Annotated in this window: 27 protein-coding genes and 1 pseudogene; 19 read left to right on the plus strand and 9 right to left on the minus strand. The window is 65.5% G+C overall.

Annotation, left to right across the window (positions count from 1 at the left end; genetic code table 11):
- Nucleotides 1-69: 69 nt before the first annotated feature.
- Both AB0L60_RS25525 and AB0L60_RS25530 read right to left on the minus strand, forming a co-directional pair.
- Nucleotides 70-879, minus strand: a pseudogene (locus AB0L60_RS25525) (lysophospholipid acyltransferase family protein); the annotation flags it as partial.
- A gap of 296 nt (nucleotides 880-1,175) precedes the next feature.
- Nucleotides 1,176-1,625, minus strand: coding sequence for a MarR family transcriptional regulator (locus AB0L60_RS25530; RefSeq protein ID WP_364618240.1), 450 nt, complete (start codon nucleotides 1,623-1,625; stop codon nucleotides 1,176-1,178).
- A 129-nt stretch (nucleotides 1,626-1,754) separates the two neighbouring features.
- Here AB0L60_RS25530 and AB0L60_RS25535 point away from each other — a divergent pair, with 129 nt between their 5' ends.
- The 7 genes from AB0L60_RS25535 (at nucleotide 1,755) to AB0L60_RS25565 (ending at nucleotide 6,405) form a co-directional block, all read left to right on the plus strand.
- A complete protein-coding gene (locus AB0L60_RS25535) occupies nucleotides 1,755-2,210 on the plus strand; it encodes an SPW repeat protein (protein WP_364618243.1) in 456 nt (151 codons plus the stop codon).
- An 815-nt stretch (nucleotides 2,211-3,025) separates the two neighbouring features.
- Nucleotides 3,026-3,184 (plus strand): hypothetical protein, encoded by a 159-nt coding sequence (locus AB0L60_RS25540; RefSeq protein ID WP_364618246.1) that lies wholly within the window; start codon nucleotides 3,026-3,028, stop codon nucleotides 3,182-3,184.
- A gap of 98 nt (nucleotides 3,185-3,282) precedes the next feature.
- On the plus strand, nucleotides 3,283-4,350 hold the full coding sequence (locus tag AB0L60_RS25545; protein WP_364618249.1) for an iron-containing redox enzyme family protein: 1,068 nt from the start codon (nucleotides 3,283-3,285) through the stop codon (nucleotides 4,348-4,350).
- Nucleotides 4,351-4,355: 5 nt separating this feature from the next.
- The gene (locus AB0L60_RS25550; protein ID WP_364618252.1) at nucleotides 4,356-5,006 is read left to right on the plus strand and encodes a HemK2/MTQ2 family protein methyltransferase; all 651 of its coding nucleotides are present in this window, start codon (nucleotides 4,356-4,358) and stop codon (nucleotides 5,004-5,006) included.
- Nucleotides 5,007-5,040: 34 nt separating this feature from the next.
- Nucleotides 5,041-5,184 (plus strand): CDGSH iron-sulfur domain-containing protein, encoded by a 144-nt coding sequence (locus tag AB0L60_RS25555; protein ID WP_364618642.1) that lies wholly within the window; start codon nucleotides 5,041-5,043, stop codon nucleotides 5,182-5,184.
- Nucleotides 5,185-5,301: 117 nt separating this feature from the next.
- On the plus strand, nucleotides 5,302-5,781 hold the full coding sequence (locus AB0L60_RS25560; protein WP_364618255.1) for a CinA family protein: 480 nt from the start codon (nucleotides 5,302-5,304) through the stop codon (nucleotides 5,779-5,781).
- 135 nt (nucleotides 5,782-5,916) lie between these two features.
- A complete protein-coding gene (locus AB0L60_RS25565) occupies nucleotides 5,917-6,405 on the plus strand; it encodes a DNA starvation/stationary phase protection protein (protein WP_364618258.1) in 489 nt (162 codons plus the stop codon).
- A gap of 93 nt (nucleotides 6,406-6,498) precedes the next feature.
- Here the strand turns inward: AB0L60_RS25565 and AB0L60_RS25570 are convergent, their stop codons facing one another.
- Nucleotides 6,499-7,953, minus strand: a complete 1,455-nt coding sequence (locus tag AB0L60_RS25570) for an ornithine decarboxylase (protein WP_364618260.1) — start codon at nucleotides 7,951-7,953, stop codon at nucleotides 6,499-6,501.
- A gap of 441 nt (nucleotides 7,954-8,394) precedes the next feature.
- Here AB0L60_RS25570 and AB0L60_RS25575 point away from each other — a divergent pair, with 441 nt between their 5' ends.
- From AB0L60_RS25575 to AB0L60_RS25620, 10 genes are all read left to right on the plus strand, one after another.
- Nucleotides 8,395-8,595, plus strand: coding sequence for a hypothetical protein (locus tag AB0L60_RS25575; RefSeq protein WP_364618262.1), 201 nt, complete (start codon nucleotides 8,395-8,397; stop codon nucleotides 8,593-8,595).
- Nucleotides 8,596-8,934: 339 nt separating this feature from the next.
- A complete protein-coding gene (locus AB0L60_RS25580; RefSeq protein ID WP_364618265.1) occupies nucleotides 8,935-9,354 on the plus strand; it encodes an STAS domain-containing protein in 420 nt (139 codons plus the stop codon).
- A 558-nt stretch (nucleotides 9,355-9,912) separates the two neighbouring features.
- Entirely contained in the window at nucleotides 9,913-10,464 is a 552-nt protein-coding gene (locus AB0L60_RS25585) for a hemerythrin domain-containing protein (RefSeq protein ID WP_364618268.1), read from the plus strand.
- 591 nt (nucleotides 10,465-11,055) lie between these two features.
- Nucleotides 11,056-11,229: a CsbD family protein gene (locus tag AB0L60_RS25590; protein WP_364618271.1), complete on the plus strand. Its 174-nt coding sequence runs from the start codon at nucleotides 11,056-11,058 to the stop codon at nucleotides 11,227-11,229.
- 316 nt (nucleotides 11,230-11,545) lie between these two features.
- The gene (locus tag AB0L60_RS25595; RefSeq protein ID WP_364618273.1) at nucleotides 11,546-13,654 is read left to right on the plus strand and encodes a catalase; all 2,109 of its coding nucleotides are present in this window, start codon (nucleotides 11,546-11,548) and stop codon (nucleotides 13,652-13,654) included.
- Between the two features lie 348 nt (nucleotides 13,655-14,002).
- The gene (locus tag AB0L60_RS25600) at nucleotides 14,003-14,362 is read left to right on the plus strand and encodes a phage holin family protein (protein WP_364618276.1); all 360 of its coding nucleotides are present in this window, start codon (nucleotides 14,003-14,005) and stop codon (nucleotides 14,360-14,362) included.
- A 38-nt stretch (nucleotides 14,363-14,400) separates the two neighbouring features.
- Nucleotides 14,401-14,562 carry a hypothetical protein gene (locus AB0L60_RS25605; protein WP_364618279.1) on the plus strand — a complete coding sequence of 54 codons (162 nt, stop codon included), beginning with the start codon at nucleotides 14,401-14,403 and terminating at the stop codon, nucleotides 14,560-14,562.
- On the plus strand, nucleotides 14,559-15,167 hold the full coding sequence (locus AB0L60_RS25610) for a UdgX family uracil-DNA binding protein (protein WP_364618282.1): 609 nt from the start codon (nucleotides 14,559-14,561) through the stop codon (nucleotides 15,165-15,167). The genes AB0L60_RS25605 and AB0L60_RS25610 overlap by 4 nt, the downstream gene beginning before the upstream one ends.
- A 504-nt stretch (nucleotides 15,168-15,671) precedes the next feature.
- Nucleotides 15,672-16,961 carry a CYTH and CHAD domain-containing protein gene (locus AB0L60_RS25615; RefSeq protein ID WP_364618645.1) on the plus strand — a complete coding sequence of 430 codons (1,290 nt, stop codon included), beginning with the start codon at nucleotides 15,672-15,674 and terminating at the stop codon, nucleotides 16,959-16,961.
- A gap of 114 nt (nucleotides 16,962-17,075) precedes the next feature.
- The gene (locus AB0L60_RS25620) at nucleotides 17,076-17,468 is read left to right on the plus strand and encodes a hypothetical protein (protein WP_364618285.1); all 393 of its coding nucleotides are present in this window, start codon (nucleotides 17,076-17,078) and stop codon (nucleotides 17,466-17,468) included.
- 310 nt (nucleotides 17,469-17,778) lie between these two features.
- Here AB0L60_RS25620 and AB0L60_RS25625 read toward each other — a convergent pair whose 3' ends face one another.
- Together AB0L60_RS25625 and AB0L60_RS25630 are read right to left on the minus strand one after the other, a co-directional pair.
- A complete protein-coding gene (locus AB0L60_RS25625; RefSeq protein ID WP_364618288.1) occupies nucleotides 17,779-17,934 on the minus strand; it encodes a DUF6131 family protein in 156 nt (51 codons plus the stop codon).
- 273 nt (nucleotides 17,935-18,207) lie between these two features.
- Nucleotides 18,208-18,783, minus strand: a complete 576-nt coding sequence (locus AB0L60_RS25630; protein WP_364618292.1) for a TetR/AcrR family transcriptional regulator — start codon at nucleotides 18,781-18,783, stop codon at nucleotides 18,208-18,210.
- A 26-nt stretch (nucleotides 18,784-18,809) separates the two neighbouring features.
- Here AB0L60_RS25630 and AB0L60_RS25635 point away from each other — a divergent pair, with 26 nt between their 5' ends.
- Nucleotides 18,810-19,451: a nitroreductase/quinone reductase family protein gene (locus AB0L60_RS25635; protein ID WP_364618295.1), complete on the plus strand. Its 642-nt coding sequence runs from the start codon at nucleotides 18,810-18,812 to the stop codon at nucleotides 19,449-19,451.
- 287 nt (nucleotides 19,452-19,738) lie between these two features.
- On the opposite strand, the gene AB0L60_RS25640 is transcribed toward AB0L60_RS25635, so the two are convergent.
- The 4 genes from AB0L60_RS25640 to AB0L60_RS25655 form a co-directional block, all read right to left on the minus strand.
- The gene (locus tag AB0L60_RS25640; RefSeq protein ID WP_364618297.1) at nucleotides 19,739-21,445 is read right to left on the minus strand and encodes a thiamine pyrophosphate-binding protein; all 1,707 of its coding nucleotides are present in this window, start codon (nucleotides 21,443-21,445) and stop codon (nucleotides 19,739-19,741) included.
- Nucleotides 21,446-21,507: 62 nt separating this feature from the next.
- Complete coding sequence (locus tag AB0L60_RS25645; protein ID WP_364618300.1) at nucleotides 21,508-22,320, minus strand: type 1 glutamine amidotransferase domain-containing protein; 813 nt, start codon at nucleotides 22,318-22,320, stop codon at nucleotides 21,508-21,510.
- Nucleotides 22,321-22,537: 217 nt separating this feature from the next.
- Entirely contained in the window at nucleotides 22,538-23,818 is a 1,281-nt protein-coding gene (locus tag AB0L60_RS25650) for an MFS transporter (protein ID WP_364618303.1), read from the minus strand.
- 59 nt (nucleotides 23,819-23,877) lie between these two features.
- The gene (locus tag AB0L60_RS25655) at nucleotides 23,878-24,840 is read right to left on the minus strand and encodes an alpha/beta hydrolase (RefSeq protein ID WP_364618307.1); all 963 of its coding nucleotides are present in this window, start codon (nucleotides 24,838-24,840) and stop codon (nucleotides 23,878-23,880) included.
- Nucleotides 24,841-25,465: 625 nt separating this feature from the next.
- On the opposite strand from AB0L60_RS25655, the gene AB0L60_RS25660 reads away from it, so the two are divergent.
- On the plus strand, nucleotides 25,466-25,663 hold the full coding sequence (locus tag AB0L60_RS25660) for a three-helix bundle dimerization domain-containing protein (protein ID WP_364618310.1): 198 nt from the start codon (nucleotides 25,466-25,468) through the stop codon (nucleotides 25,661-25,663).
- The last annotated feature ends 4 nt before the right edge of the window (nucleotides 25,664-25,667 follow it).

The following is a 25,667-nucleotide window of genomic DNA, read 5'->3' on the forward strand; positions in this document are numbered from 1 at the left end:
GGTTACCCGGGAACGACCGGAAATCTCAGACTTCGCATGTCGAGCCCGTTCTCCGGGCCGGGACCATCGTTAGCCTGTGAACGGGTTGCGGCGCTCGATCAGCCGCTTGTACAGCGTCTGCTGGATCGTTTCGCGTACTTGATCGGTGATCGCGAACATGGTTATCGGATCGTCAGCGGCTTCCGGGCCGTATGCACCGGTGGGGATGGGCTCACCGAACTCGATGTACCACTTCGACGGCAGCGGGATAGCGCCCAGCACGCCCAGGTGTGGGAACAGCGGCGTCACTGGGAAGTACGGCAGCCCGAGCAGCCGGGCCAGCGGTGTGAGGTCGGCGAGTTTCGGATAGATCTCCTCCGAGCCGATGATCGAGCACGGAATGAGTGGCACACCGGTCTTGACGGCCACCGTTGCGAAGCCCCCGCGTCCGAAACGTTGCAGTTTGTATCGCGCGCTGTAGGGCTTGCCGACGCCCTTGAAGCCCTCGGGGAACACGCCCGCCAGCTCGCCGGTGCGCAACAGCCGCTCGGCGTCGGTGGGGCAGGCCAGCGTGTGCCCGGCCTTGCGAGCCAGCCCGCCCACGATCGGCAGCTCGAAGACGAGGTCGGCAGCCAGCAGTCGAAGCGCCCGCCGCTTGGGATGGCGATCGTGTACTGCCACCTGCAACATCAGCGCGTCCAGGGGCAGCACGCCGGCGTGGTTGGCCACGATCAGCGCGCCCTCGAACTCGGGGAGATTCTCGATGCCGCTGACCTGTACCCGGAACCACAGCTGTGACAGCGGCCGCAGGGCCGGAAGGATCAGCGTGTGCAGCAGGTGCTCGTCGAGGCCGAACTCGTCGAGCCGGTAGTCCCCGGTGAGGCGGCGACGCGCGAAATCGACCGTGCCGCGGACGCCCGCAGCGAGATTGCCTGCCACCAGATCGCCGAGGGTCACGCGGCGACCGCGAGTTTCCCGATACGCATGATGTGAACCACCGTTCGATTCGTTCTTCGGAACTGCAATCGTGGAGTGTGGAGCACAGAACGGAGTGAGCGGTTCGATCCTATCCCGATCCGGCCGCGACCACCGGCCCGGGTGAGGGCTTCGGCGGCGAGCCCCGGGGTTCGTCCCACCTGCGCTTGGCGAACGGAAAGCCTTGCTGGCCAAGGACTTTCGATAATGAGGAGGGGTGGCTAGCGTGCCTGCGGAGCGGCGGCAACCGGGCCGGTCAGTGCGTCGACGAGGGGGGTCAGTCGCTGAAGCTCTTCCAGGTGTGTGGCGCTGAGCAGGGCGAGGGTTTGCCGGCCGGTCTCGGTCAGGGTGATGCGCACGACCCGGCGGTCTTTGTCGTCCTCCCGGTTGCGGGCGACGAGCCCGAGTTGCTCGGTGCGATCGATCAGCTGCACCACGCTGTGGTGGCGGGCACATAGGTATTCCGCGATTTCGCCGACGCTGGGCCCGCCCGGGTCGAGGTGGCCCCTGATCGCCAGTAGCAGCTGATGCTGGGCGCCGGTGAGTCCCACATCGGCCGCCCGCCGCTCACTCCAGCGCAGGAACCGGCGTAGTCCGGCGCGGAACGCCAGCAGTCTCGAGTACTCCTGGTCGGTGAGGGGTTCAGGAGGCGATATCGACTCATGCGTCATAACGTGATAATATCATACAGTGACATAAAGGCCGGCGGTGATTCGGATCGGTTCCGTGTTTCGTTGTCGCCGATGGCAGCCGTACGGTTCGATATGCCTTCGTTGCACGTCCGAAGGGTGGTGGAAGAAATGGCTACTGGGTCCATGGGCAGCATGAGCCTGCATCCCGACATCATGGAGTTGCGGGCCAAGCACGAGAAGTATGAACTCGCCGCGATGGAACCGGCCCCCCAGGCGGTCACCGGCCTGATGTTCCTGACCGGGCTCTACATCGCGATCTCCGCGTGGGTTGTCGGATTCACCAGGTTCCCGGCCTTGACCGTGAACAACCTGATCGTCGGTATCGCGCTGGCGGTGCTGGCGCTGGGGTTCGCCTCGATGTATGGGCGGATCCACGGCATCGGCTGGACCGCTCCGCTGATCGGCGTATGGATGATCGTCGCCCCCTGGGTCATCAGCGGTGATGTCGCCCATACCGCGACGATCTGGAGCAACGTGGTGGCCGGTGTGGTCGTCTTGCTGCTCGGGCTGGGCTCGATGGCGCTCAGTATGCGCCGACCCGGTGCGCGCAACCGACTTCCGTAGTGCAAGCAGCCTTCGGTCGGCACCGCTCACTCACGTGGATGAGGCAATCGTCTCCTGCGGCGAAGCCGACCTCGAATCCGGCCGGTTGCACCAGGTCGGCCGGTGCTCGGGTATCGCTGTGATCGATGTCGTCGTGGCCATGCCGATGGGGTCTCTTCGCGGACAGCGAAGTCCAGGAAGAGGCGATGACAATGATGTCGCTACCGTCCGGCCGCCGACCTGACAACCATCGACACGATCGACGCCGCCCACATACCTGAACCACCGGCCTCGCAACCGGTCCGCCGCGTGCGCTGAATGGAACGGTCGGCGCACATGTACGCATGATCCGCCCTTCTCGAGTCGGGCGGGCGGCACCGACAGTACAACGGTGTACACACCGACGAACCGCTCGCGACCGCGAGCGCGCACGGATGGCCCCGATCAAAATCCGCGCGTGTGCCGTCTCGGGCTCTCACCGCTGCTCTGTCGACGATAGGCCCTTCTCACCTCGACCGTCGGGCGTTCGGCCGAGGAAATGCATTCGTCGATTCGCTACACCGAGAGAGGCTGTGCGGCATCGCAGAATCCGATATCGCCGCGGACGGGTTGATACTGGCGCGGTGGGGTATGCGAGAAATGTCCGACCGTATGACCTTCTGCCCAGTTCGGAGCGTGATTCGTGTGGGGCGCGCCGTCGATGGAAACGGTACCTCGATGATGAGGGCAGCGGACCGGTCGCACGATGCCCGATGCCGGCATGCGGGCCCGGATGGAAGGCGTGCCTGTTAGGGATTCACGCAGGCGGGTAAGCGGCTGGCAGGAGGTGGATGGATATGGCGGTATTGCTCCTGGTTCTGCTGCTCGCTGGACTGGGGTTCCTGGTGAAAGCCCTGTGGTGGCTCGCCATCGTAGTGCTGGTGATCTGGATATTCGGATTTGTTTTCCCTACCGCTGATTCCGCGGGCAGCCGTGGGCGCTGGTACCGCTGGTAGCGGCCCACTGTCCGTGCGGGCGTTGTGCGACCCAGTTTGCGTCTGGTCAAATGAGTTGTCTGGGAAAACAACCCCGCCGTCGTTCGGAGGAGTTGACCATGCGGACCGAGGCAGCTGGAAGAAGGACCCTCCCGCACCCGTGCGGTGAGGTGTCGGCGGGAGTGATCGAGGCGCTCGGAAAGCCCGCAGGCTCAGCGGTTCCGGTGTCGTCCGCGTCGGCTGATCCTTATGGCCGCGATCTGCATTTGGCGCTGCACACGTGTTATGGCCTGCATTACGAGGGTTTCGACGGTGTGGATGCGGCGTGGGAATGGGATCCGGGCCTGTTGAGCGTGCGGGAGGAGCTCGAACGCCATTTCCTCGAGGCGCTGCGCGCCGATGTCGCCGATGGCTGTGATGTGGAGAACGAACTCGGCGAGCTGCTGATCGTTCCCGACGAGGAGACCGGTGTCGCGGCGTTTCTGCGGGACCAGGGCAAGCCTTGGCAGGTGCGTGAGTATTTCGTGCACCGGTCGATCCTGCACCATCAGGAGGCAGATCCGTACGCGTGGTTGATTCCGCGGTTGCGCGGTCGGGCCAAGGCGGCGCTGGTGGCCGTCGAGTTCGACGAATTCGGCGGTGGCCACGGTGACAGGATTCATCAGCGGCTGTATGCGAATCTGCTGGAGGGGGCGGGCCTGGACCGGTCGTTTCTTTACTACCTGGATGTGGTGCCGGCGCCGATGCTCGCGATCGTGAACATGATGTCGCTGTTCTGTCTGCATCGTGGCCTGCGGGGTGCGGGTGTCGGTCATTTCGCGGCCGTGGAGATCACGTCCTCGCCTGCATCGCGTCGTTTGGTCGAAGCTTTGGAGAGGCTTGGAGCCGACCCGGCGTGTAGCGCGTTCTATCGCGAACATGTCGAGGCGGATGCGGTGCACGAGCAGCTCATGCGACGTGAGGTGATCGGGGACCTACTGGCACGCGAACCGGATACACGCGCCTCGATAGTTTTCGGTATCCGCGCCACGAACCTGCTCGAGAACCGTTTCGCCGATTACGTATTGAGCTGTTGGCGTGACGACCGCACGTCATTGCTCGGTCCGGAAACACCCGGTGTAAAGGATCAGAATTCGATGGCTCATTTGCGTGTGCCGAACGAATTCGCGGCTGTTCACGGGAGGTGAAGTTGATGATTCGTACACCAGGTGTGTATAAACCCCAGGCCGACACTCATCTGCTCATTACCGCGATGTCCGGTGCGAACATTCCGCCGTACGGTCGCGTGTTGGATGTGGGTACCGGAACCGGGGTGCTGGCGATCGAAGCGGCCCGGATTCGGGCCGCGTCGGTCACTGCCGTGGACATCTCGCGTGCCGCGCTGGTGTCCGCGTGGATGAACAGCCGGCTGCGGGGCCTCGAGGTCGAGTTGATCCACGGCGACTTCGGCTCGGTGTTGCGTGGCCGGCGCTTCGACGTGGTGGTATCCAATCCGCCGTACGTGCCATGCCTGGGCAGCGAGCGTCCGCGAGGGGCGGCGAGATGCTGGGACGCGGGGCCGGACGGCAGGGCGGCGATCGACTCCCTGTGTCGGCTCGCACCCGAATTGCTTTCCACGACTGGAATATTGCTGATGGTCCACTCCGCGCTGTGCGGCGTCGACAGCACCTTGAACCGTCTTCGGGAGGCCGGGTTGAAGGCCGCAACAGTCGCCAGGGCGAGTGTCCCGTTCGGGCCCGTGCTGCGCCGGCGCGCCGGATGGTTGGTCGATCGCGGACTGTTACGACCCGGCCAGAGTCACGAGGAACTGGTGGTGATCCGTGCCGATCGAACCCGAGAATGACCGACGGACAATCACTTACACCGTCGACGGGCCCATGCTGGTCGAGGGGCCGGTGCGGCTGGTGACCACTGATGGCCGCACGATTGTCTGCGACCGGTGCGTGGTGGCGCTGTGCCTGTGCCATCGCTCGGCGATCTATCCGCTGTGCGACACCAGCCATCGCAAACGCCGCCGCTGACCGCGTCACCGTCGACGAGTGGTCATCGGTACGGCGTCTCCTGGGGTCTGCGGAGGTGGGAATTGCCTCAGGTCCCGGCAGCCCCTGGCGAAGGTGCGCCCTGGGTACCGTGAGGAGATGAGCGAGATCGGTGCCACTGTGCGGCGATTGTCCGCCGATGCGGTGCGGTCGCAGCGGACGGTGGCGGTCGCGGAGTCATTGACCTGTGGGAAGTTGTCGTCGGCGCTGGGCGCCGCACCGGAGTCCGCGCGCTGGTTACGCGGCGCGGTCGTCGCCTATAGCGCACAGGTCAAGCATCAGGTGCTCGGAGTTCCCGAGGTGCCCGTGGTCTCGGAGACCGCCGCACGCGCCATGGCCGCGGGTGTGCGGTCACTGCTCGCAGCCGACGTCGCGGTGGCGGTGACCGGTGTCGGCGGTCCCGGTGCTCAGGACGGCGAACCGGCAGGGTCGGTGTGGCTGGCGATCGATACCGCAGCGGGGCAGTGGGCCCGCCATGAGCAGTTCGACGGCGAGCCCGCCGAGGTGCTGGAGGCGACCATCGAGGTCGCGCTCGCCATGCTGCTCGACGCGGTGGACAAGGCCGCGTTGCCATCCTGATCGGCCCGCAACCGCGCGGGTGTGCGCGGCATGGGGTCTCCATTCAATCTCCGAGTACCAGGCGGTCTGGTTGAAACCGGACAGGGCGGGTAGGGCATGAGGGAATCGTCGTGCTCCCGGAGGAGGTCAGACAGCATGCCCGATCAGCCCATCACCAGCCCGCTCGACATCGATCGGCAGCGCGCGGCCGGAACCGCGCTGCGCGAAACGGTCGTCGACCTGATCGATTTGTCGTTGATCGCCAAACAGGCGCATTGGAACGTCATCGGCCCGCATTTCCGGTCGCTGCATCTGGCCCTCGACGAAGTAGTCACCGCCGCAAGGCAATTCACCGACGCCGCTGCCGAGCGGGCGACCGCGATCGGGGTCAGTCCAGATGGTCGCGCTGCCACCGTCGCACAGGAATCGGCGGCTGCCGGGATCGCCGATTGCTGGCAGAGCGATACGGCCGTCGTCGATGCCATGGTCAGCAATCTGCGGACGATCATCACCCGGCTACGCCAACGCATCGAGAGCACCGCAACCGCAGACCCGGTGACCCAGGACCTGCTGATCGATATCGCCGCTCGCCTCGAGCAGCTCCACTGGATGTGGCAGGCCCAGCAGGCACCGGCGGCGAAATAGTCCTGCGTCATGGAGAAATCGGCACCGCCACACGTCCCCGATCGCCTTGGCGACCGGTGAGGGCGCGGATTCGCACGCGGCGCCGCGGGGCCTTCAGCGGGCAACCACCCGCAGCGTTCGCAGCTCGGCGTCGGCGGGGTCGGGCAGGTTCATGCCGGCGGCGAGTCCGGAGCGCAAATAGTCGATGACCGCGACGTCGATGAGTTCCCCGGGCACGATCACGGGGATGCCGGGTGGGTAGGGGGTGACCTGTTCGGCGGCGATACGGCCCGGTGCGTGTTCGATGGGCACGGTGTCGTAGGGGCCGAAGAAGGCGTCACGCGGCAGCAGCACCGACTCGAGTTGCAGGTCGCGTGGCGAGGGCAGCCGAATTTGGTGGGGGGCAGGGTTGTTCACCTGTATCCGCCAGGCTGTGAGCGCGTCCACCAGGGCATCGACGGTGGCCTGGTCGTCGGCGATGGACAGGGTGGCCATGATGCGGCGGTGGTCGATGTGGCCCAGGTCCAGGCGCCGGTTCTCGCGCAACCAGTCCGCGATCTGGTAGCCGGTGGCGCCAGTGTCGGAGATGTCCATCAGCACCTGGAGGCGGTCCAGATCGTGGGAGGCTTCCGCGCCGAGCAGTTCGTCGTGCATGACGGTGATTCCGGGAATCCTGGCCAGGGCCTCGCGTGCCCGATCAGCGGTTTCCAATGCGGCGCTGAGTAATTCGTGGCCATGTTCGACCATCTGCCGTCGCCAGCCGTCCATCGCGGCGTAGAGCAGCACGTTGGGGCTGGTGGTCATGAGCAGGTCAGCACACTGGCGCAGGTGATCATGGTCGATCAGATCGCCCTGAACGTGGAAGATCGACCCTTGTTCGAATCCGGCGCCCATCTTGTGCACGCTCACCACACAGATGTCGGCCCCGGCGTCCATGGCCCAGGTGGGCAGGTCGGGGTGGAACGGCAGATGTGCGCCCCAGGCCTCGTCCACGATGAGCGGTTTGCCGTGCGCATGGCATATCTCGGCGATGGCGGCGATGTCGGCACACGTGCCGTACGGACTGGGGCTGACGATGAGCGCGCCGGCGGCCTGCGGGTGGCGCTGCCAGGCCTGCCGCACCTGGTCTGGTGAGGGCGGATGCGAAAAGTGCCGTGCCGCATCCCATCTGGGTGCGATCCAATACGGCCGGACCCCGGAGAACACGAGTCCGGCCACGATGGATTTGTGGCTGTCGCGACCGAGGATGAGCCCGCCGTCGCCGCCGGCCACCGCCAGCATGGCGGCCTTGACCGACAGCGAGCTGCCGCAGGTGGAGAAGAACGTGTAATCCGCGCCGACCGCGTCGGCCATCAGTTCCTCCGCCCGGGTCAGCCGATGGCCGCGGGCGAGGCGGTCATCCATGCCTGGCGATGCCAGCACGTCTGCGCGCAGCGCGTCGCCGAGCACTGCGCGCACCCGCGGGTCCGCGCCGCGACCCTGCCGATGTCCGGGCGGGGTGAAGCCATAGCGGCCGAGCCGCCGGTGTTCGGCGAGCGCGTCGAGTACCGGAGCAGTCGAGTGATCCATCACGCCTCCCGAGTGCGGGCAGCCATCGGCGCTGTGCCGATTACCGACCTGGGTAGTTGTGCTCGCCCAGCAGCCGGGCCAAGTGTGCGGAATTGCGGGCGAGGGTCGCGGTGGTCTCGGCTACCGGTTGGACACGGGCGCGATACCCGGCGCGCGGGCGAGCAAACGCGGTCGGCATGCGGTTCGAGCGGCGGCGGTCGCTCGCCCGCCGATGGATCGGATCCGCAGTGCCCTCGTGCCTGTTTTCTTCGTGAACTCTGTGTGCTGTCTCCGACGACACCGCCGTACCCGCGAAACCGTCAGCACGGCACGGGATATCGATCCGATGTGGCAACGTGCCGGTGATTATCGTCCGACGGTGGGGGTACGTCGAGCTTGTGGGCGGCGCAGGATCGCCTGCATCCCGTACCCAGACCCCGAAGGGGAGTGGGGAGTTCCCTCATGCCCGATCCGAACAATTCGGGTCAATTCGGCAACCGGCCCGACACCCGGGAGCAGGCGCGCAAGGGCGGCAAGGCCAGCAGCGGCAGCTTCGGTGGGCCCAACGCGGCCGACCCGCACGCAGCCGGCCGCAAGGGCGCCCAGGCTCAGCCGCCCGAAGCGAAAGCGAAGGGCGGGCAGCACAGCCACGGCCGGCGCTGACCGCTCGCATCCACATCGACGAGTAGTCGAGAGCGCCAGCCCAGGTGGCCCGATTCCATCCGGCCGGGTGAGCATGGTCCAATCGCAGCCGGTCGGGCGCCGACGACGGCGGCTACGCGACCGGATGCTGGTCAAGAACAGCGGGTCCGATTCGGTGCGGGCTGAGGTCACGGGTTTGTCTCGCTGGCGTAGCGGGTATTCCGCGTACACGGTTGAGAACTACCAGCCCAGTCTGTGCCACAGTCGCGGTGTAGGCGACAAACAGTGTGGCAGAACCATCATTTTCTCGGGTCGTCACACACCTGGACAAGGGATCTGATCCTGATGTCGAGTTCGTTCATGGTCGCAACCGGATCTGCACCAGCCCAGCGTTGCGGCCCGCCCACCCAGCTGGGCATCACCCACAGCAGGCCGTCGGCGTCGACGACGGTCCTGACCGCCACCGGCGAGATCGACTACTGCACCGTCGATATATTCCGCGAACACCTCACCGAGGCGATCGATACCAGCGGTCGCCTCGTCGTGGTGGACCTGTCACGGATCACCTTCCTCAGCATCTCAGGGCTGCTGGCCGTCCTCGATGCCAGCGACGCTGCTCACCGCCACCACATACGCCTGCGGGTGGTCACCGGACCGCGGTGCGTGGACCGACTGTTCGAGGTCTGCGGCCAGGCCACCGACCTGGCGATCACCCACACGATCGCCGCCGCATGCACGCCGGGGCCCCGAGCCCTGACACCTGCGCCCACGCTGCCCTGATCGGATCACCACGCCGGTAAGTGGCGGTGCCCCGCCCCGCTCTGGGCTGCGGCACCGCCACGCGCAGGGCTACGCCAATGCGCAAGATCACCGGCCACGGCCTCCTCGATCCGGTGCTTCCGCCGCGCTTGTTCTGGTGGCAGATTGTGGCACCGCAGGCCCCGCGTTCTCCCAGCCCAACATCACGGTCTTCCACCAGTCGTCGGGCGGACTCGGGTCGGGCCATTCTGCAGCCGGTTCGCTGAATTCCCATCTGCCGACGACCTTTTCGCCAGATTGCTCATTCATCCCCGCAGCCCGCGTTCGAACACGTGGATGATCGCCTGCGCGGGCGCTGGTAGCTGATCGGCCGGGCAGTCTGGTTGCGATGCTCGTGGTGTCTTCGGTGAACTCGGCCTGAGCGGGGAACCGATCCCGGCTGCAGGACCGCAGCGGAATGCACGTGCGGGAATAGCTCGCGGCCGACGGGGTATCGCGCAGCTGTGACGCCCCTCGGGTGTCAGGCTTCTACGCAATATCGGCTCGAATCACGTTGCAGGCAAGAGGGAAGGAATAGCCATGGCGGAGCAAGATGTGGTCGACCTGCTGACCGCACAACACGAACAGATCTCCACCCTGCTCGAACATCTGCGTTCGGGACGGGAGGACCGGCAGGAACTGTTCACCGAGCTGGTCCGGTTGCTCGCGGTACACGAGAGCGCCGAGGAAGAAGTGGTGCATCCCGTGGCCAAGCGGGCCCGGTTCGGCGCCGAGGAGATGGTCGAGGCGCGGATAGAGGAGGAGGATCACGCCAAGAAGGCGCTCGCGGAGCTCTATGACCTGGGAGTCGATCACCCGGACTTCTCATCCAAACTCGCCGATTTCGCAGACGCGGTGGCGAAGCACGCGGCGCACGAGGAGGCGGAGGAGTTCGTGCTGCTGCGTCGCCAGTACTCGGTGAGCCAGCTCGAACATATGGCGGGTTCAGTTCGTGCCGCTGAGGCGTTGGCCCCCACCCGGCCGCATCCACACGCCGGATCCTCCGCAGCGGCCAACTTGATCGCCGGACCGCCGCTGGCGGTGTTCGACCGGATGCGAGACGCGGTGCGAGACTGGCGATCACAGAATTAGCGGGCGCACAAGCTGACCTGAAGCGGCATACCGTCATTCCCGGGCAGCGCGCAAGAGCCGAATCACCGCCCGGTCCACCGTATCTCGGCGGCCGGAGGCGAGGTCGGCCCGAGCATGGTCCTTCGGCAGCCGATCCGATCCAATATCACTGCGCCGACTCGCTCGAATCGCGTTGTCGGGCGCGGCATCTCGGACAATCACGCGGTGTCGTCCACCGCTCTGTGCAGGCTGAGCGAAGCAGAACTCGTCGCCGGCGAGCCGGCACACACCGACTCGGGCAGTGTCAGTGCCACCACTCCTACCCGCTGTCAGGTCGCACGCCGCCGCCCCAGATCGCTGTGCAGTCCGGTCGTGGTCCAGGGCGACCCGCGATCCCGTCGCCGGCCGCCGCCGTGCGGTACATCCCATTCCAACCTCTACTGCGGCCACTGAGCTCACCCGCATCGACTGGGATCCAGGGATATCGCGAGCGAAAACGGTGTCGAGGTTTCCTCTCCCTCGTCCCGGGTAGTGCGGTCATGTGTGGCCGACCAGCGTGTCGCAGGCGATGTCAGCCGCGGCGGACACGGCGGCAGTGGAAAGGAGACAGTCATGAGCACTACGGACAAGGCCAAGAACAAGGCCCAGCAGCTCGGTGGCAAGGTCAAGGAGAAGGCCGGCCAAGCGACAAATAACCCGCAGCGTGAGCAGGAAGGCAAGACGAAGCAGGTGCGGTCCGACCTGAAGTCCGCAGGAGAAAAGGTCAAGGACGCCTTCAAACGGTAACCCGATCGGCATCGGCGCCCGTGGTGTCGGCCATCGACAGCCACCCCAGCGCCACGAACTGCCCGTAGCAGTTCGTGGCGACGCCATTTGGACTGGGGCGGGATCTCGCCACGCTGGGTTGTGGCGTCAACCGCGACGATGGGGTCCGGAGATCCGAGCATGGCGGGCCCATCTCGTCGGGCGACGGCGCCGAGTTGGTCCGTGCGTGTCGATTGGACAGTGGGAGAACATGATGCGCGGCGTGAGCGCCCGGTTCAAGGGCATGCGGGGCGTGTTGGCGACACCCGTGGCAGGCCGTCGAACAGAGGAGAATCGAATGGGTAGAGAGTTCGACAGCAAACAGCGCCAATTGGATTCATATCGGGTCGACCGTGAAGAGGGGCGTCTGACTACGCAACAGGGCGTCCGTGTGGAGAGCACCGATGATTCGCTCTCGGTTGGTGAGCGCGGTCCTGCACTCTTGGCGGATTTTCATGCCAGGGAGAAGATCACTCACTTCGATCACGAACGCATACCCGAGCGGGTCGTGCACGCGCGTGGAGCTGGTGCGTATGGCTTCTTCCGGTCTTACCAGAGTTGGCTCTCCGACTACACCACCGCGCGTTTTCTCACCGATCCCTCCGTGGAAACTCCGGTTTTCGTCCGGTTTTCGACGGTCGCGGGCTCACGGGGTTCAGCGGATACTGTGCGTGACGTACGCGGCTTCGCGACCAAGTTCTACACCGCCGAGGGCAACTACGATCTGGTCGGCAATAATTTTCCGGTCTTCTTCATCCAGGATGGGGTCAAGTTCCCCGACTTCGTGCACGCGGTAAAACCGGAGCCGCACAATGAGATTCCGCAGGCCGCGTCCGCGCACGACACGCTCTGGGATTTCGTCGGGCAGCAGCCGGAAACACTGCACGCGATCCTCTGGTTGATGTCGGACCGCGCGCTGCCGCGCAGCTATCGGATGATGCAGGGGTTCGGTGTGCACACCTTCCGGCTCGTCGATGCCGATGGCCGGGGTACGTTCGTGAAGTTCCATTGGAAGCCCGCGCTCGGTGTGCACTCGCTGCTCTGGGAGGAATCCCAGCAGATTGCCGGCCACGATCCGGATTTCAACCGGCGCGACCTGTGGGACTGCATCGCCGTCGAGCAGTTTCCGGAGTGGGAGCTGGGCGTGCAGTTGATTCCGGACGATCGGGAGCTCGACTTCGACTTCGATCTGCTCGATGCGACGAAACTCGTTCCAGAGGAACAGGTTCCGGTACGTCCGGTCGGTGCCATGGTCTTGAACCGCAATCCCGACAACTTCTTCGCTGAAACCGAGCAGGTGGCCTTCCATACGGCGAACCTGGTGCCGGGCATCGATTTCACCGACGATCCGCTGCTGCAGATGCGAAACTTCTCCTATCTGGACACGCAGTTGATCCGGCTCGGTGGGCCGAATTTCGCACAGCTGCCGATCAATCGGCCGGTCGCGGAGGTGCGTAATCATCAGCAGGACGGGTATGGGCAGCAGGCCATACCGCGCGGCGAAGCCGCGTACACGGTCAACACGATCGGTGGCGGGTGTCCGGCCGTGGGAGGCGGCGGCGCCTTCGTGCACTCGCCGGAAGCGCTGTACGGCGCGGCGATTCGGCGGCGCGCCGATAGTTTCCGCGAGCACTATCAGCAGCCTCGCATGTTCTGGCGCAGCATGTCCGAGCCGGAGGCTGACCACATTGTCGCGGCGTTCGCCTTCGAACTGGGGAAGGTGACGCGACCTGCGATCCGCACCACCGTTCTCGAGCAGCTGCTACACGTCGACCCCGAACTCGCGATCCGCGTAGCGGACGAACTCGGAGATTCGAGCCTGCCGGCCGAACCCACCGGTTCCTTGGACGGAATCGTGTCGCCGTCGTTGTCGCAGCTGAATGCAATGACCGACACCATCGCCACCCGCAAGATCGCGATACTGGCCGCCGAAGGCGCGGATATCGAGGGCATCCGCCGAGTTCGTGCCTGGCTCTCGGATCGCGGCGCGACCTCCGAAGTCATTGCGCCGCGCGGAGGTCGGGTGAAGGCCGCGGGTATCAATGCGAACCTGCGTGTGGATCGTGCCCTGGCGACGGTGTCGTCGGTGCTCTATGACGGCGTTCTCGTCGCTGGCGGACCCGACGCTGTCGACATATTGGCGAGCAGTGGCCAAGCCCTGCACTTCGTCTTGGAAGCCTTCAAACATGCCAAACCGATCGGCGGGTTCGGTGCCGGTGCCACATTGCTCCGCACAGCGGGCGTCACACGGGACGACCCCGCCGATACCGACCTCGATCGGGCAAACGGGGTGATTGTGACCGCGTCCACGGGCGGTGATATCGGCGAGGACTTTGTCACCACCTTCGCGGAAGCCCTGGCCAGACATCGAATATGGTGGAGGTCCACTGCCGCTGTGCCAGCCTGAAACCCTGGACGCTACGGCCCGATTCATAGCGATTTCCCCACCCGGGCCGTAGTTAGGGGGCCGCGCGGTATTCCCACCGTGTAGAACGCCGCGCGGCACTCCAACCTGCCGCGCTTTGCCGTGTACCGGCTTTCGGCGCACCGGACGGAATGTTCGTGAGGTGACGGACGCGCCGGGTCGCCGTGAACGAAGTCGTCCGACGCATGAGCTTTCCTTTCTCGAATCCTGTGTCCCGGTTCGCTCAGCGGGTACGCCGATGGCATCAGCTATCAGCGAGGAGGTGTGGATATGGTCGAGGTACCTCGAAGTGAAGGACCGAACCTGTCCCCGCTATTCGAAGCCACGGGCGTGACGGGCTCGGACGTGAATCGGATGCTGCGCGAGCAGATCGAGCTCGCGATGCGCGACACCGTCAATGGAATGATGCCGCAGCTGCGTGCGCGAACCAGGTTGTATGCGACGACTGTCATGCTGGCCCTATACGGCGGGGGCGGGTTGGTCGCAGCGGTGCTGCTGCTGATCACGCTGGCGGCGCCCGCCTGGGTGGCCGCGCTCATCGTGGGTGCGATTCTTCTGATCGCGGCGGCAATCGTCCACGCCCTCGCGAAATCCCGCACGCATCCGGAGTCGAGCCCGGTTCCGGCGAAGTTGCTCAGCGGCGAACCGCACAGCCGAGGTAGCGCTAGTAGCCCGGGACCGGGCAGGTGATTGCTGGACCGCACTGCCTTCGGGAGATCAGAGTCGCCATGGTCGAATCGACAACTGCCGAAAAGACGCGAACCGAACTGAACGGCATCGCGCTGGTATGCGCGGTGAGAACTTCTGCGATCCTGGCCAGGAACACCGCCCACCTGGCTTGGCTGCTCGCCGAACAGAGCTATCCCGGACCACAAGGGGGAGCGGAATGACGAGTGCAGCGGACTTTGTTCCCCCTCACGCTGGGCTCTCCGGATTGCGCAGAGCCGCGCGCGACTGCCATGGCTGCGCTCTGTACCGGTTCGCCGAACAGACCGTTTTCGGCGAAGGACGCGCGGATTCCGACATCGTTATGGTCGGTGAGCAGCCCGGGGATCGAGAAGACCGCCAAGGGCATCCTTTCGTCGGACCGGCCGGCCGCTTGCTGGATCGCGCACTGGCCGAGGCTGGAATCGGCCGTGATCAGGTGTACCTGACCAACGCGGTCAAGCATTTCAAGTTCACCCGGCGCGGTAAACGTCGAATACATGAGCAGCCCAATCGAACCGAGGTGGTCGCATGCGCGCCCTGGTTCGAGGCCGAAGTGGAGGCCATCCGGCCACGCCTGGTGGTGTGCCTGGGTCGGGTCGCGGCCCAGTCGATCCTCGGGCCCGACTTCCGGGTCACGGCCGAACGGGGACGATTCATCCCACACGCCGGCTATCTGGTGCTCACCACGGTGCACCCGGCGTCGGTCCTGCGCAGCCCGGATCGGGAGCACGCGTACGCGGAGTTCGTCGAAGACCTGAAGCGCATCACACCGAAACTGGCCGATTGAGCATCGTCCTACCCGGACCACTGCGGCCTCGACCAACGGCCACGGACCATCGCGTATTTCGCACCTCACAGCATCCAATCGCCCTGCGCCGGAGGTGAAGACGAGTCCGGCGTCCCAAGTACGGTCGATCACGCCGTCTGTCGACCGTCAGGTAATTCCCCCGGGCTGCCGTCACGGAATTCCTCCGGTGGGCGTGCCTCGGTGCGAGCGTAGCGAGTCGCTGTGTGGTGGTCAGTTGGTGGGTCGGCCGGGGCGTTTGCGGGGCCGGTAGGAGGGGCCATCCGTGAGGACTTGGACGCCCCGTCCGAATATCGCTTTTCTCTGTTTGACGTGTGGTTTGCAGGGAATACGCTAACGCATGAAGGACGTACTCGAACGTGAGAGCAAATGGGCGGTCGACGGGGACTTCACTCTTCCCAGGCTCGACGACCTTGTCGCGAATAGCCGCATCAGGAGATACCGGTCGAGCTGACCAGTATCTATTTCGACACCGCCGAGCGTGACCTGCTCGCCCACGACCTGACGTTGCGTCGCCGTGAGGGAGACGACGAGTCCGGCTGGCAGCTGAAGATCCCCCAATCTTCTGGTCGCGTCGAAGTAACCGCTCAACTGTCGGACGAGCTGCCGCACGAACTCGCGGAGGTCGTCAACGGCGCAGCGCTGGGTAGGCCTTTGAACGAGGTCGCCAGGGTTCATACATTGCGCCGCCGTCACCGCGTCCTAGGTTCGGATGGCGAACTGATCGTCGAGATCGATGACGACATGGTGGACTCGACCGCGGCTGACCGGCCTGCTGAACTGGTCGCCTGGCGTGAGATCGAGGTCGAACTCGGCCCTCACACCAACGAAGTCCCGGCGATACTGCTGGACCGGCTCGCCGAAGCAGGCGCCCGTGAGTCGAGCTACCGCTCCAAGCTGTCTCATGTATTGCCGGAGCGATTTGGACCGGCCGCGGTCAGTTCGCGGGCGGAACATGCCATGTACGAATACATGACCACACAGATCGACCTGATCTTCGCCGGTGACGTCGGGCTACGTCGCGGCGAGGAACCAATCCACGACACTCGTGTCGCGACGCGACGACTGCGCAGCACGCTACGCGTGTTCGGCAAGCTGCTGGACCGCAGCGCCATCGGCGAGATCGACAACGAGCTGAAATGGTATGCAGCGCTGCTCGGCGACATACGCGATTGCCACGTCCAACGCCGACGCCTCGCCGATGGACTCAAGGCCCTGCCGCCGGAACTCGTCTTGGGTCCTGTCGCTGCGCGGATCGACGCGACGCTGCTGGCTCGGCAGTTGCCGAGCCGCAATGTTCTCGCTGAGGCAATGAACTCGCCCCGCTACCTGCGACTCCTCGCGACCCTGCAGACATGGAAATCACAGCCGCCGTTCGAGCGACGGATCCGGCGTCGCCAACTCGTGAAGCGGGCCGGCCGGGCCGCGGATAAAGCCGACCGCCGGTTAGTGACAGCATTGCGCAACCACCGAAACGAATCGCTGCACCGCGCGCGGAAAGCCGCCAAACGCGCACGCTATGCCGCCGAATTGCACAAGCCCGTTCGAAAGCCGGCGCTCGCAAAGTCGAATATCAAGCACTACAAGAAGATTCAGCGCCTACTCGGCGACTACCACGACAGCGTCGTCTCGAGCGAATTCCTGTGGCGAACCGCTACAGCAGCGGGCACGGCAGCCGACGAGAACGGCTTCACATACGGCCTGCTCTACGCGAACGAGATGCAAGCCGCTGAGGGTGCGCGCCAGAGTGTCGCCGCAGTTGCCGCGGGCGAATAGATGCAGGTCCGGGGGACAGTGTCAGGCGATGCAAGCTCTGGTCGCTTATTTTCGCAGTTCGGGGGTAGTCGGGTGGCATAAGGATTACCGGGGGAAAGTGCGAGGAGTCAAAAGATGAGCACCACCATTGTGATCGTGATCATCGTCGTCGCGGTTGTGGTCATTGTGCTTGTGGCCTGGGCGTTGATGCGCCGACGGCGCGAACACCAGCGGGTCGAAGCCAAGGGCATCCGAGACCGCGCGGCGAAACAGGAACTCGAGGTCGGTCAGCGGGAGGCGCGGGCGGAGGAGATCGCTGCCCGCAGCCGTGCGGCACAGGCCGAAGGTGAGGCCAAGGCGGCACAGGCTGAGCAGCTTGCCCAGCAGGCCGGCGTGCATCGCAGCGAGGCAGCGGATTCGCGAACCGAACTGGAGAAGGAATGGGAGCGCGCGGATAAGGTCGATCCGGACTCGAAGCCGGGTGAGAGGCAGAAGGCTGATCCAGAACAGCCGTCGCACAGCTCCTGACATTGATCCTGAGGTTTCTCCGGCCTGGATCGAGCATTCCGCAATGCGATGTCCCGGCGCGCAACGTCGCAGGTGACGTTCGCGGCCGGAGCATCTGCCGATGCGTGAGCGGCCAACCGGCCGCGGCACGGCCCGCGCGAACCGGAAGATATCGCAGGTTTCGACGGATTTACGTCAAACCGCTATTTCTTGAACGGGAATCAATCGATTCGGATTCTCCGCTCGACCCGGCGCGCAAAGGCCGCGGCTCGACCGCAGGATTGTGACCGCGGTGCGGTGGTCAGTCGGTTGGAGGCACGCGATTCAGGGGTCAATAGTAATGGCGACGGCCGCCGACAGCGCGGCCCGTCGACCCCAACAGCAGTAACGCAAGCCCGATGACGAGCACCACGATCCCGATGGTCCAGAGGATCGGGATGCCGAAGATGAATCCGACGATGAGAAGGATGATTCCGAGGATGATCATGGCCACTACCTGGTTTCGCTGCTGTGGTCGAAGGGCCCGAGAAGCCCTCCGGTGCTGCTGATATCGGTCATGCACGCAATGCAGGCACGCATCACTGCGCGCACCCAGCCACTGCCACGGGAAGAACAAAGCCACGATGTTCAACCCGATGGGATGCGTCGGCCGTCATGACGGGCATACCCTCATGTCGGCGGTTCAATCAGCACACCGAATCGTCCAGTGCCCCCAGCTTGCGCAATGTCACTCCGAGTGACATTCGATCTGGGCGTCCATCTATGAGATGAGGGACCGCACTTGCAGCGACAGCGCGGCGGCTAATTCGCCGCGCGGGTAGAGCCTGCGGCTGCTGACCGCATCGAGTGCGAGGCCGTCGACCGCGGCGAGCAGTATCGCGGATCGCGTCGAGGGGTCGGGGATGTTCGCGGCGGCCAGCTGGGTCTCGAGTTTCCGGCGAATCTCGGCCAGTGTGCGGTGTTGGATGCCGGCGAGGGTTTGGTTGGTGGCCGCGCGCGCTGCGAAGGAGACCATCACCCGGGCCTCGTGCTCGCGCTCGTCGTCGAGTGGAAGCAGTTGGGACAGTGCGGTGATCAATCGGTCGGTGAGGGGGGCCTGCGGGTCGATGGCGCTCATGCGGGCGCGCACCCGGGCGGTGAGTTGTTCGAAGGCGAAGGCATAGAGCTCGTCCTTGGTGGTGAAGTGGTGCTGAACGGCGCCGATGGAAACCTTGGCCGCGGAGGCGACTTCACGGATGCTCGCGGCGTCCAGCCCCTTCGATCCCGCGATGGCGAACACCGCGTCGGCGAGCTGCTCCGAGCTGGTCGATCCGTATTTGCGCACATCGACAACCATACACTCGTATGGAACAATACGAGTGTATGGAAGTACGAAAAGCCCGCTCGCGCACCGTGCTCACGGGTTCCGCGGCCCTGGCCGCCCTGGTATGGATCACGTGGAAGGTCGACCCCATGGCGTCCTCGTCACCGCTGGTTCCCTCCGTGGAGTCGGCGCTTGTGCTCGCAAACATTCCGCTCACCATCGCGTGGCCGGGCCGGAAGCGCGCCGTGGTGGCCGCCTTCCAGCGCTATCTGCTCAATCCCGTTGTGCGCCTGCTATTCCGGATCGGCTTCGTGCCCTTCGGTTATGCGCTCGTGGAGACGGTGGGGCGGCGAACCGGACGGCGATACCGAACACCGGTGGGCAACGGATCGGCCGGCGACGTCTTCTGGATCATCGCCGAACACGGGTACCGGGCCGGATACGTCCGAAATCTCATGGCCGAACCCACCGTCCGGGTAAAACTCCGGCAGGGCTGGCACTTCGTCTGGCGTACCGGTCACGCGACGGTCCTTCCCGACGAAGATCCGCTGGAAAGGCAACGGCGACTGGCTCGTTGGCGACCACTGCGGATTCTCAACGCGATCATGGTCCGCGCGCTGGGCGCCGACCTGCTCGTCATCCGGATCGACTGGGACGAGCCTCCGGGCTCGGTTCGGGGGCGCGGCCGTGTACTGACCTGAAGTGCTGCAGCCCACGGTAATTGCTCATGGATGTAGTCATGCGGTAGTCATATCGAGGATGCCCCAACGGTTTTCGATTGCCTTAGTGGAGTGCTGGAAGTGCCGCATGCTCGCCGGCGCGGGTTTCTCGATGGCGAGCGCGGCGTCCGGCGGGGACCTCCGCGGTCCTGACATGACGGTGGCACACTGCTCAACCGCGCGGCAGGGGACGACGCGATTCCGATTCCGCTGAGCGCAAGGATTCACCTGCGCGGAACCCGTTGGCATCCACCGATCTACGTTGCGGGTCACACCGGCCGAAGTTGGGTGCCTTCGTGGTGTTGCGGGCCACGGGGCCCGTAGTCGAGTTCGGCTCCCCTGTTGCTGCTTTCGGTGACCGGGGCGGGAGAATCGAAGGGATCCATGATCGATTCGATGAAGATCAAGCTGTCGTTGGGTGCGGAGAGGGCGCTGTGCAGGTCCGCTGGAGTCTTTGCGACGAATGATCGCGCCGTGGTGTCGGGGCGAAGCACCTTCGGCAGATCCGCGTATGCCCACGGGGCGATGTCGTTGTAGGACTCGGTCTTTCCGAGGTAGCCGCGCTCGATGGTGTACCCCCCGTTGTTGATCAGGAAGATCACCGGCTTGTGGTCGTGCCGCAGGATGGTCGACAACTCCTGCGCGGTCAGCTGGAACGAGCCGTCGCCCACGAACAGTAGGTGGCGCCGGTCCGGTGCCGCGGTCAGCGTGCCCAGCAGGGCCGCGACCGAGTAGCCGATCGACCCCCAGTTGACCGATCCGACAAAGGTGCAGCCCTGCGGGAGTTTCAGGCCGAAGAGGGCGTATGACGTGCCGTTATCGACGAGCAGCACATCCCCGGGCCGGATGTAGTCCTGAATGGCTTGCCAGTACGCCGCCTGCGTCAGCTTGGCAGACCGGTCGGTGTGAGCGCGCGGCGCCGCTGCCACGGGCCGGGGTGTGACGCGATCGGTAACGCGCGGCACCGCGTCGATGACGCCGCGGAGCGTTTCCTGGAGCGATACCGCCTGGTAGTTGTCCTTTCCGACGTCGGCCGAGTGCGCGCGCAGGTGGATCGTGTCGGCGGGCAGCGAGACCGTGAAGTCGCCCGTGGTCGCGTCTATGGGTCGGTATCCGATGCAGAGCAGGCAATCGGCGGCCTCCATCGCGTCGAGTGTGTGCTGCGCACTCGCTTCGCCGCTGTAGACGCCGACGTAATAAGGGAACGTTTCGTCGATTACCGCCTTGGCGGTGTTGCTCACCGCGACCGGAAGTTGCATCTTCTCGGCGAGTTCCGTGACCTCCGCGGCGACGCCGAACCGGTCCGCGTCCAGATCCACCAGAATCGCCGGTGCCGTGGCACCGGACAGGTGGGCGGCGACCGCGGCGATGCACGACCCCAGCCGTTCGGGGTCGCTGGACGGTTGTTCGAGGACCAGTGGCTCGACCGGAACCTCGATATCGAGGTAGGCGATGTCGGACGGCAGCTCCAGGTACACCGGCAGTTTCTCCCGCCAAGCGGTAAGGATCAGCCTGTCGATCTCGATGGTGGCGTTGCACGGGGTCAGTCTGGCCTGTGCGGCGGTCACCTGCGCGAACGCGCCGAGGAAGCGGTCCCAGGTTCCGTCGGCCATCGTGTGGTGCATCCCCAGGCCCCGATCGATGGACCTGAGTGGAATCGACCCGCAGATACAGACCACGGGAACATGCTCGGCATAGCAGCCGGCGATCCCGTTGATCGCACTCATCGCGCCTACAGCGTTCGTCACGAGGAGTGCGCCGATGCCTTTCAGCCGTGCGTAGCCGTCCGCCGCATAGGACGCATTCAGCTCGCCGCAATTGCCGACCCATTCGAGGGCGCTGCGCTCTCGGAGTTGCTGGAGAAACTCGAGGTTGTAGTCGCCGGGGACGCCGAAGAGGTGGCTGATCCCGGCCTCCGTCAAACGGCGAAGGAGAAAGTCACCGATCGTCATTCGTCGGGTTTCGCGCATGGGCATCACGTGCTCCTCCGAATCGTCGGGTCACGATGAAATCATCGTCCCGAACCTGGCCGAATCGGTCAGGCGCCTTTCAGAATCTCGACCATCCGGTTGCCGAGGACGGCGGCCGAGGCCGGGTTCTGGCCGGTGGTCAGGTTGCGATCCTCGACCATGTACGGCTCCCATATCGGCCCGCGACTGAAATCGACGGCGATCTTCTGCCTGAGGTCGGTCTCGAGGAGCCATGGTGCGAGTGCGGCGACGCCCACGGCTTCCTCTTCTTCGTCGGTGAAGCAGGTGAGGCGATAACCCTCGAACGGCGATTCGCCTCGGATTCTGGTGGACAGGATCGAGGCCGGAGCGTGACAGACGATGAAAAGCGGGTTGCCCGAGGCCAGCTGCTGCGTCAGCAACCGCCCGCAGTCAGCGTCGAACGCCAGGTCTGCCATCGGACCGTGCCCGCCGGGGAGGTACACCGCATCGAAATCCTCGAGACGAACATCGGACAACCGCAACGGCCGCCGCAATGCCTCCGCTTCGCGAATGATCGACTCGAGCCGCAGGGCCCCGTCGCTGCCGCCCGCCATCTGGGGGCGCAGACTCATCATGTCGACTGTCGGGATCACACCGTTCGGTGTTGCGACGACCACCTGGTGCCCGGCGTCGGTGAGGATCCGATATGGATTGGCGAACTCCTCGGCCCAGTATCCGGTCGCATACCGTGAGCCGTCCTTCATCACCCAGTAACTGGCACCGCTGACGATAAAGAGCACCTTTGCCATCGCGAAAGCTCCTCTCGGATCCCACATGCCCGTTAATCGGAAAACATTTGGCAACCGAACCGCAATCTCCCCGATCCTACACAACGGCCTGCCCCGTGCCGGCAGGCTCACGGATCCGCAGTCGGCGTCGATCAGCGGCGGACCCTGAAAGAAATAGCAACAGCGACAACCGCTTTCGCGATGCCCTGGTAACTCCACCCGATGGCATCGCTGCGTTGGCGCGGATTCCGCCCGGCCGGTGCCGGCCTGGGGGCTCAGGCAATCCGCAGCGGCTGACCTGCGCGGCAGCCGGTCGTTCGGAGCTGGATCCCGCCGGGCACAGTTGACTTCACTCGGGCCCGTCGGGTCCGTCCGGATGAGGCGGCGTGCGTACCCGTCCCGCGATGGCCGCGGCCACCAGGCACGAGAGCGCGCCCACCAGCAGCGCCGCCCGTGGCCCGGCGGCATCGATGATCCACCCGGTGATCAGGCTGCCGATGGGTGTGGTGCCGAGGAAGACGAAGACCCACAGCGCCATGATTCGCCCGCGATAGCTCGGATCCGCGTGCAGTTGCAGGGCGGTCGACGCCATGGTGACGAAGCCGAAGCCCGCGAACCCGGTCGCGATCAGGGCTGCGCAGGCGGTGACCAGATTCGGTACGACTGCCGTCGCGGCGAGACCGATGCCGAAGGCGGCCGCGGTCGTGACCAGATAGGTGCGGCGGGGATGGCGTACCAGTCCGACTGCGAGCGAGCCGCCCACCGAACCGATGCTGAGCATGGTCGACAGCAGGCCGTAGGTGCCGCCGGTGCCGTGAAAAGTGTGCTCCGCCAGCACCGGGAGCAGCACCGGGAAGTTGAAGGCGAACAGTCCGACCAGCGCCATCATGGTCAGCGGCAGCCACAGCTGCTGCCGGGTGCGGGCATAGCGCAGTGCGGACAGCACCCCGTCCGATCGCGCCCGGACGGCAAGAGCAGCGGGCGCGGTGGGCCGGATCGCCGCCAGCGCCCCGACCACCGCCAGGTAGGAGATCGCGTTCACCGCGAAACACGGTGTGGTGCCGATGAATGCGATCAGCAGCCCCGCCAGCGCCGGCCCCACCACACGGGCGCTGTTCATCACCACGCCGTTGACGCTGGCCGCACTGGCCAGATCCGTCGGCGGAACCACTTGTGCCACAAAGGCCTGCCTCGCCGGCGAGTCGACGATCTGGACCACGCCGCCCGCCACGGTCACGCCGATGACCAGCGGGATCCCCGCCCGCCCGGTCACCGCCGCCGCCCACAGAACCGCCGCCAGCAATCCGTAGACCACCTGCGTACCGATCAGCAAGCGTCGCAGATCGACTCGATCCGCGACCACCCCGCCCCACGGCCCGAACAGCAGCGGCGGCACCCCGCCCGCAGCCAGCACCACACCCAGTGAGGCCGGTGATCCGGTCAGCTGCAACACCAGCCATCCGACCGCCGTCGCCTGCACGAACGTGCCACTGGCGGAAGCGATCTGCCCTGCGAAGTACCACCGGAACGGTCGCGACCGCAGTGCGCGAAAGGCATTCGCCCGCTCCCGTCGCGGAATCTGGTGAGCCGTGGCCGCTTCGGGCACGACCGTCAATGCGTCACGATCCATCGCGTTCATATCCCCCTCGGGTCGGCAGTTGCATTCTGCCCGTGGCGGCCGGGCCGGGGTCAATCGTGCAGGGCCCGGGCCAGAACGCTGACCGCCTGCGCCACCGCGGCTGTGGCGGCGTGGGTGTCGTGCAGTGTGTTGAGCATGACGAAGTCGTGGACGATGCCGCCATAGCGGACGGCCGTCACCGGGACACCGGCGGCGCGCAGTTTGGCGGCGTACGCCTCGCCCTCGTCGCGCAGGACGTCGGCCTCCGCGGTGATGACCAGGGCCGGTGGGAGGCCGGCCAGTTGGTCGAGGCCGGCACGCAGCGGGGACACGGTGATCTGGGCGCGATCCGACTCACTGGTCGTGTACTGATCCCAGAACCATTGCACGCCTTCGAGAGTCAGGAAGTAGCCGGTGGCGAACTCGCGGTAGGAGCCGGTGTCGAAGTTGGCGTCGGTGACGGGGTAGAACAGGACCTGCTGGCGGAAGGAGACGTCCCCGCGGTCCTTGGCCATGAGGGTCAGGGCAATGGCCATGTTTCCGCCCACGGAGTCACCGGCGACGGCGATGCGGGTGCTGTCGAGCCCCTTGGCGGCGCCGTCGGTGGTGACCCACTGGGCGACCCGGTAGGACTGCTCATTGGCGACCGGGTAGTGCACGTCGGGGGAGCGGTCGTACTCGGGGAACACCACGGCCGCGTTCACCCCGACCGCCAGGTCACGCACCAGCCGGTCGTGGGTGTGGGCGTCGCCGAAGACCCAGCCCGCGCCATGGGTGTAGATGATGACCGGGAGGGTCCCGGTGGCGTCCTTGGGCTTGACGATGCGTACCCGGATCGATCCGGTCGGCCCGCCCTCTACGGTGATCCATTCCTCATCGATGTCCGGCTTGAAGATCGGGGAATCCTGCACCCCGTCGACGGTCTTGCGGCCCTCCTCCGGCGAAAGCTGGTACAGGAACGGCTGTTCCGAGGTCGCGTCCACGAAGGCCTGGGCGGCGGGTTCGAGTGAGATGCCGTGTGGATTGCCTGCCAAAATCGTTCTCCCCAGCGTCGCGTCGTGAGCACACGCGTCGGTGCGCGCGCTCGTCCAGCCTTCCCGCCGACGGTGGGTGCCGGCCCCGCTTCATCGGCCAGGAATCCCTGAAATCGGGACACCGGCCGATCGGCGTCTTCCGGGTCGGTGGCCATGTCCGACCAAGTGGAGTCGGCGGTGTCCTGATTCGGCGGATTCCTGGCCTGCAGGCAGGGATGGTCACCACGCGGCAACTCGAAACTCGGAGGGGCACGGTGCTTTCCGCGCGTGCCCCGCCAGATCGCTCAGCTTCACAAGCGCTTTCCCGCCTTGCGTGCCGCGATGACGCCTTCGGCTATGTGACCCGCGCTCGAGCGGCGGTCGGCGCCGCACGAAAGGCAGTGGATCGGACCTGGATTCAGTATTGCGATGGGGCAGCTCAGGGGTACCCGCCCGCAGCCGCTCTCGGCCACGACGATCTCGAGCGAGCAGTCGTCGTTGCCGCCGGAACCCCTCCCCGGCGGCATCGTCAATCGCTTTGGCGCAGAAAGTGATTGCCGTGCTGGTCGCGATCGAACGTGACATACTGCCCGAACCGGAAATATGGGTAGTTGACGACGCAGGGGGTCGCGCACAACCATGAACCATGGCAGCAAATGACGAAGATCAGCAGATCGCGGCGCTCGTCCAACGCCTTGCCGCACAGTTTCCCGCAATCAATACCGACACCGTCGAGGGCATCGTCGCCGAAATCCACCGCGGCTTCGACGGCCGGCCGGTCCGCGATTTCATTCCGCTGCTGGTCGAACGCGGCGCACTACGGAGGCTTTCGGCAACCGGCTGATACG

Origin of the sequence: Nocardia sp. NPDC051981 (assembly GCF_040680715.1) — a bacterium.
In the GTDB taxonomy this organism is placed as follows: domain Bacteria; phylum Actinomycetota; class Actinomycetes; order Mycobacteriales; family Mycobacteriaceae; genus Nocardia.

What these genes read in the sequence shown, in the direction of transcription:
- AB0L60_RS25530 (WP_364618240.1), bottom strand. Translation starts at nt 1,625, where the DNA reads ATGACGCATGAGTCGATATCGCCTCCTGAACCCCTCACCGACCAGGAG.
- AB0L60_RS25535 (WP_364618243.1), top strand. Translation starts at nt 1,755, where the DNA reads ATGGCTACTGGGTCCATGGGCAGCATGAGCCTGCATCCCGACATCATG.
- AB0L60_RS25540 (WP_364618246.1), top strand. Translation starts at nt 3,026, where the DNA reads ATGGCGGTATTGCTCCTGGTTCTGCTGCTCGCTGGACTGGGGTTCCTG.
- AB0L60_RS25545 (WP_364618249.1), top strand. Translation starts at nt 3,283, where the DNA reads ATGCGGACCGAGGCAGCTGGAAGAAGGACCCTCCCGCACCCGTGCGGT.
- AB0L60_RS25550 (WP_364618252.1), top strand. Translation starts at nt 4,356, where the DNA reads ATGATTCGTACACCAGGTGTGTATAAACCCCAGGCCGACACTCATCTG.
- AB0L60_RS25555 (WP_364618642.1), top strand. Translation starts at nt 5,041, where the DNA reads ATGCTGGTCGAGGGGCCGGTGCGGCTGGTGACCACTGATGGCCGCACG.
- AB0L60_RS25560 (WP_364618255.1), top strand. Translation starts at nt 5,302, where the DNA reads ATGAGCGAGATCGGTGCCACTGTGCGGCGATTGTCCGCCGATGCGGTG.
- AB0L60_RS25565 (WP_364618258.1), top strand. Translation starts at nt 5,917, where the DNA reads ATGCCCGATCAGCCCATCACCAGCCCGCTCGACATCGATCGGCAGCGC.
- AB0L60_RS25570 (WP_364618260.1), bottom strand. Translation starts at nt 7,953, where the DNA reads ATGGATCACTCGACTGCTCCGGTACTCGACGCGCTCGCCGAACACCGG.
- AB0L60_RS25575 (WP_364618262.1), top strand. Translation starts at nt 8,395, where the DNA reads ATGCCCGATCCGAACAATTCGGGTCAATTCGGCAACCGGCCCGACACC.
- AB0L60_RS25580 (WP_364618265.1), top strand. Translation starts at nt 8,935, where the DNA reads ATGGTCGCAACCGGATCTGCACCAGCCCAGCGTTGCGGCCCGCCCACC.
- AB0L60_RS25585 (WP_364618268.1), top strand. Translation starts at nt 9,913, where the DNA reads ATGGCGGAGCAAGATGTGGTCGACCTGCTGACCGCACAACACGAACAG.
- AB0L60_RS25590 (WP_364618271.1), top strand. Translation starts at nt 11,056, where the DNA reads ATGAGCACTACGGACAAGGCCAAGAACAAGGCCCAGCAGCTCGGTGGC.
- AB0L60_RS25595 (WP_364618273.1), top strand. Translation starts at nt 11,546, where the DNA reads ATGGGTAGAGAGTTCGACAGCAAACAGCGCCAATTGGATTCATATCGG.
- AB0L60_RS25605 (WP_364618279.1), top strand. Translation starts at nt 14,401, where the DNA reads ATGGTCGAATCGACAACTGCCGAAAAGACGCGAACCGAACTGAACGGC.
- AB0L60_RS25610 (WP_364618282.1), top strand. Translation starts at nt 14,559, where the DNA reads ATGACGAGTGCAGCGGACTTTGTTCCCCCTCACGCTGGGCTCTCCGGA.
- AB0L60_RS25620 (WP_364618285.1), top strand. Translation starts at nt 17,076, where the DNA reads ATGAGCACCACCATTGTGATCGTGATCATCGTCGTCGCGGTTGTGGTC.
- AB0L60_RS25625 (WP_364618288.1), bottom strand. Translation starts at nt 17,934, where the DNA reads ATGATCATCCTCGGAATCATCCTTCTCATCGTCGGATTCATCTTCGGC.
- AB0L60_RS25630 (WP_364618292.1), bottom strand. Translation starts at nt 18,783, where the DNA reads ATGGTTGTCGATGTGCGCAAATACGGATCGACCAGCTCGGAGCAGCTC.
- AB0L60_RS25635 (WP_364618295.1), top strand. Translation starts at nt 18,810, where the DNA reads ATGGAAGTACGAAAAGCCCGCTCGCGCACCGTGCTCACGGGTTCCGCG.
- AB0L60_RS25640 (WP_364618297.1), bottom strand. Translation starts at nt 21,445, where the DNA reads ATGCCCATGCGCGAAACCCGACGAATGACGATCGGTGACTTTCTCCTT.
- AB0L60_RS25650 (WP_364618303.1), bottom strand. Translation starts at nt 23,818, where the DNA reads ATGGATCGTGACGCATTGACGGTCGTGCCCGAAGCGGCCACGGCTCAC.
- AB0L60_RS25660 (WP_364618310.1), top strand. Translation starts at nt 25,466, where the DNA reads ATGGCAGCAAATGACGAAGATCAGCAGATCGCGGCGCTCGTCCAACGC.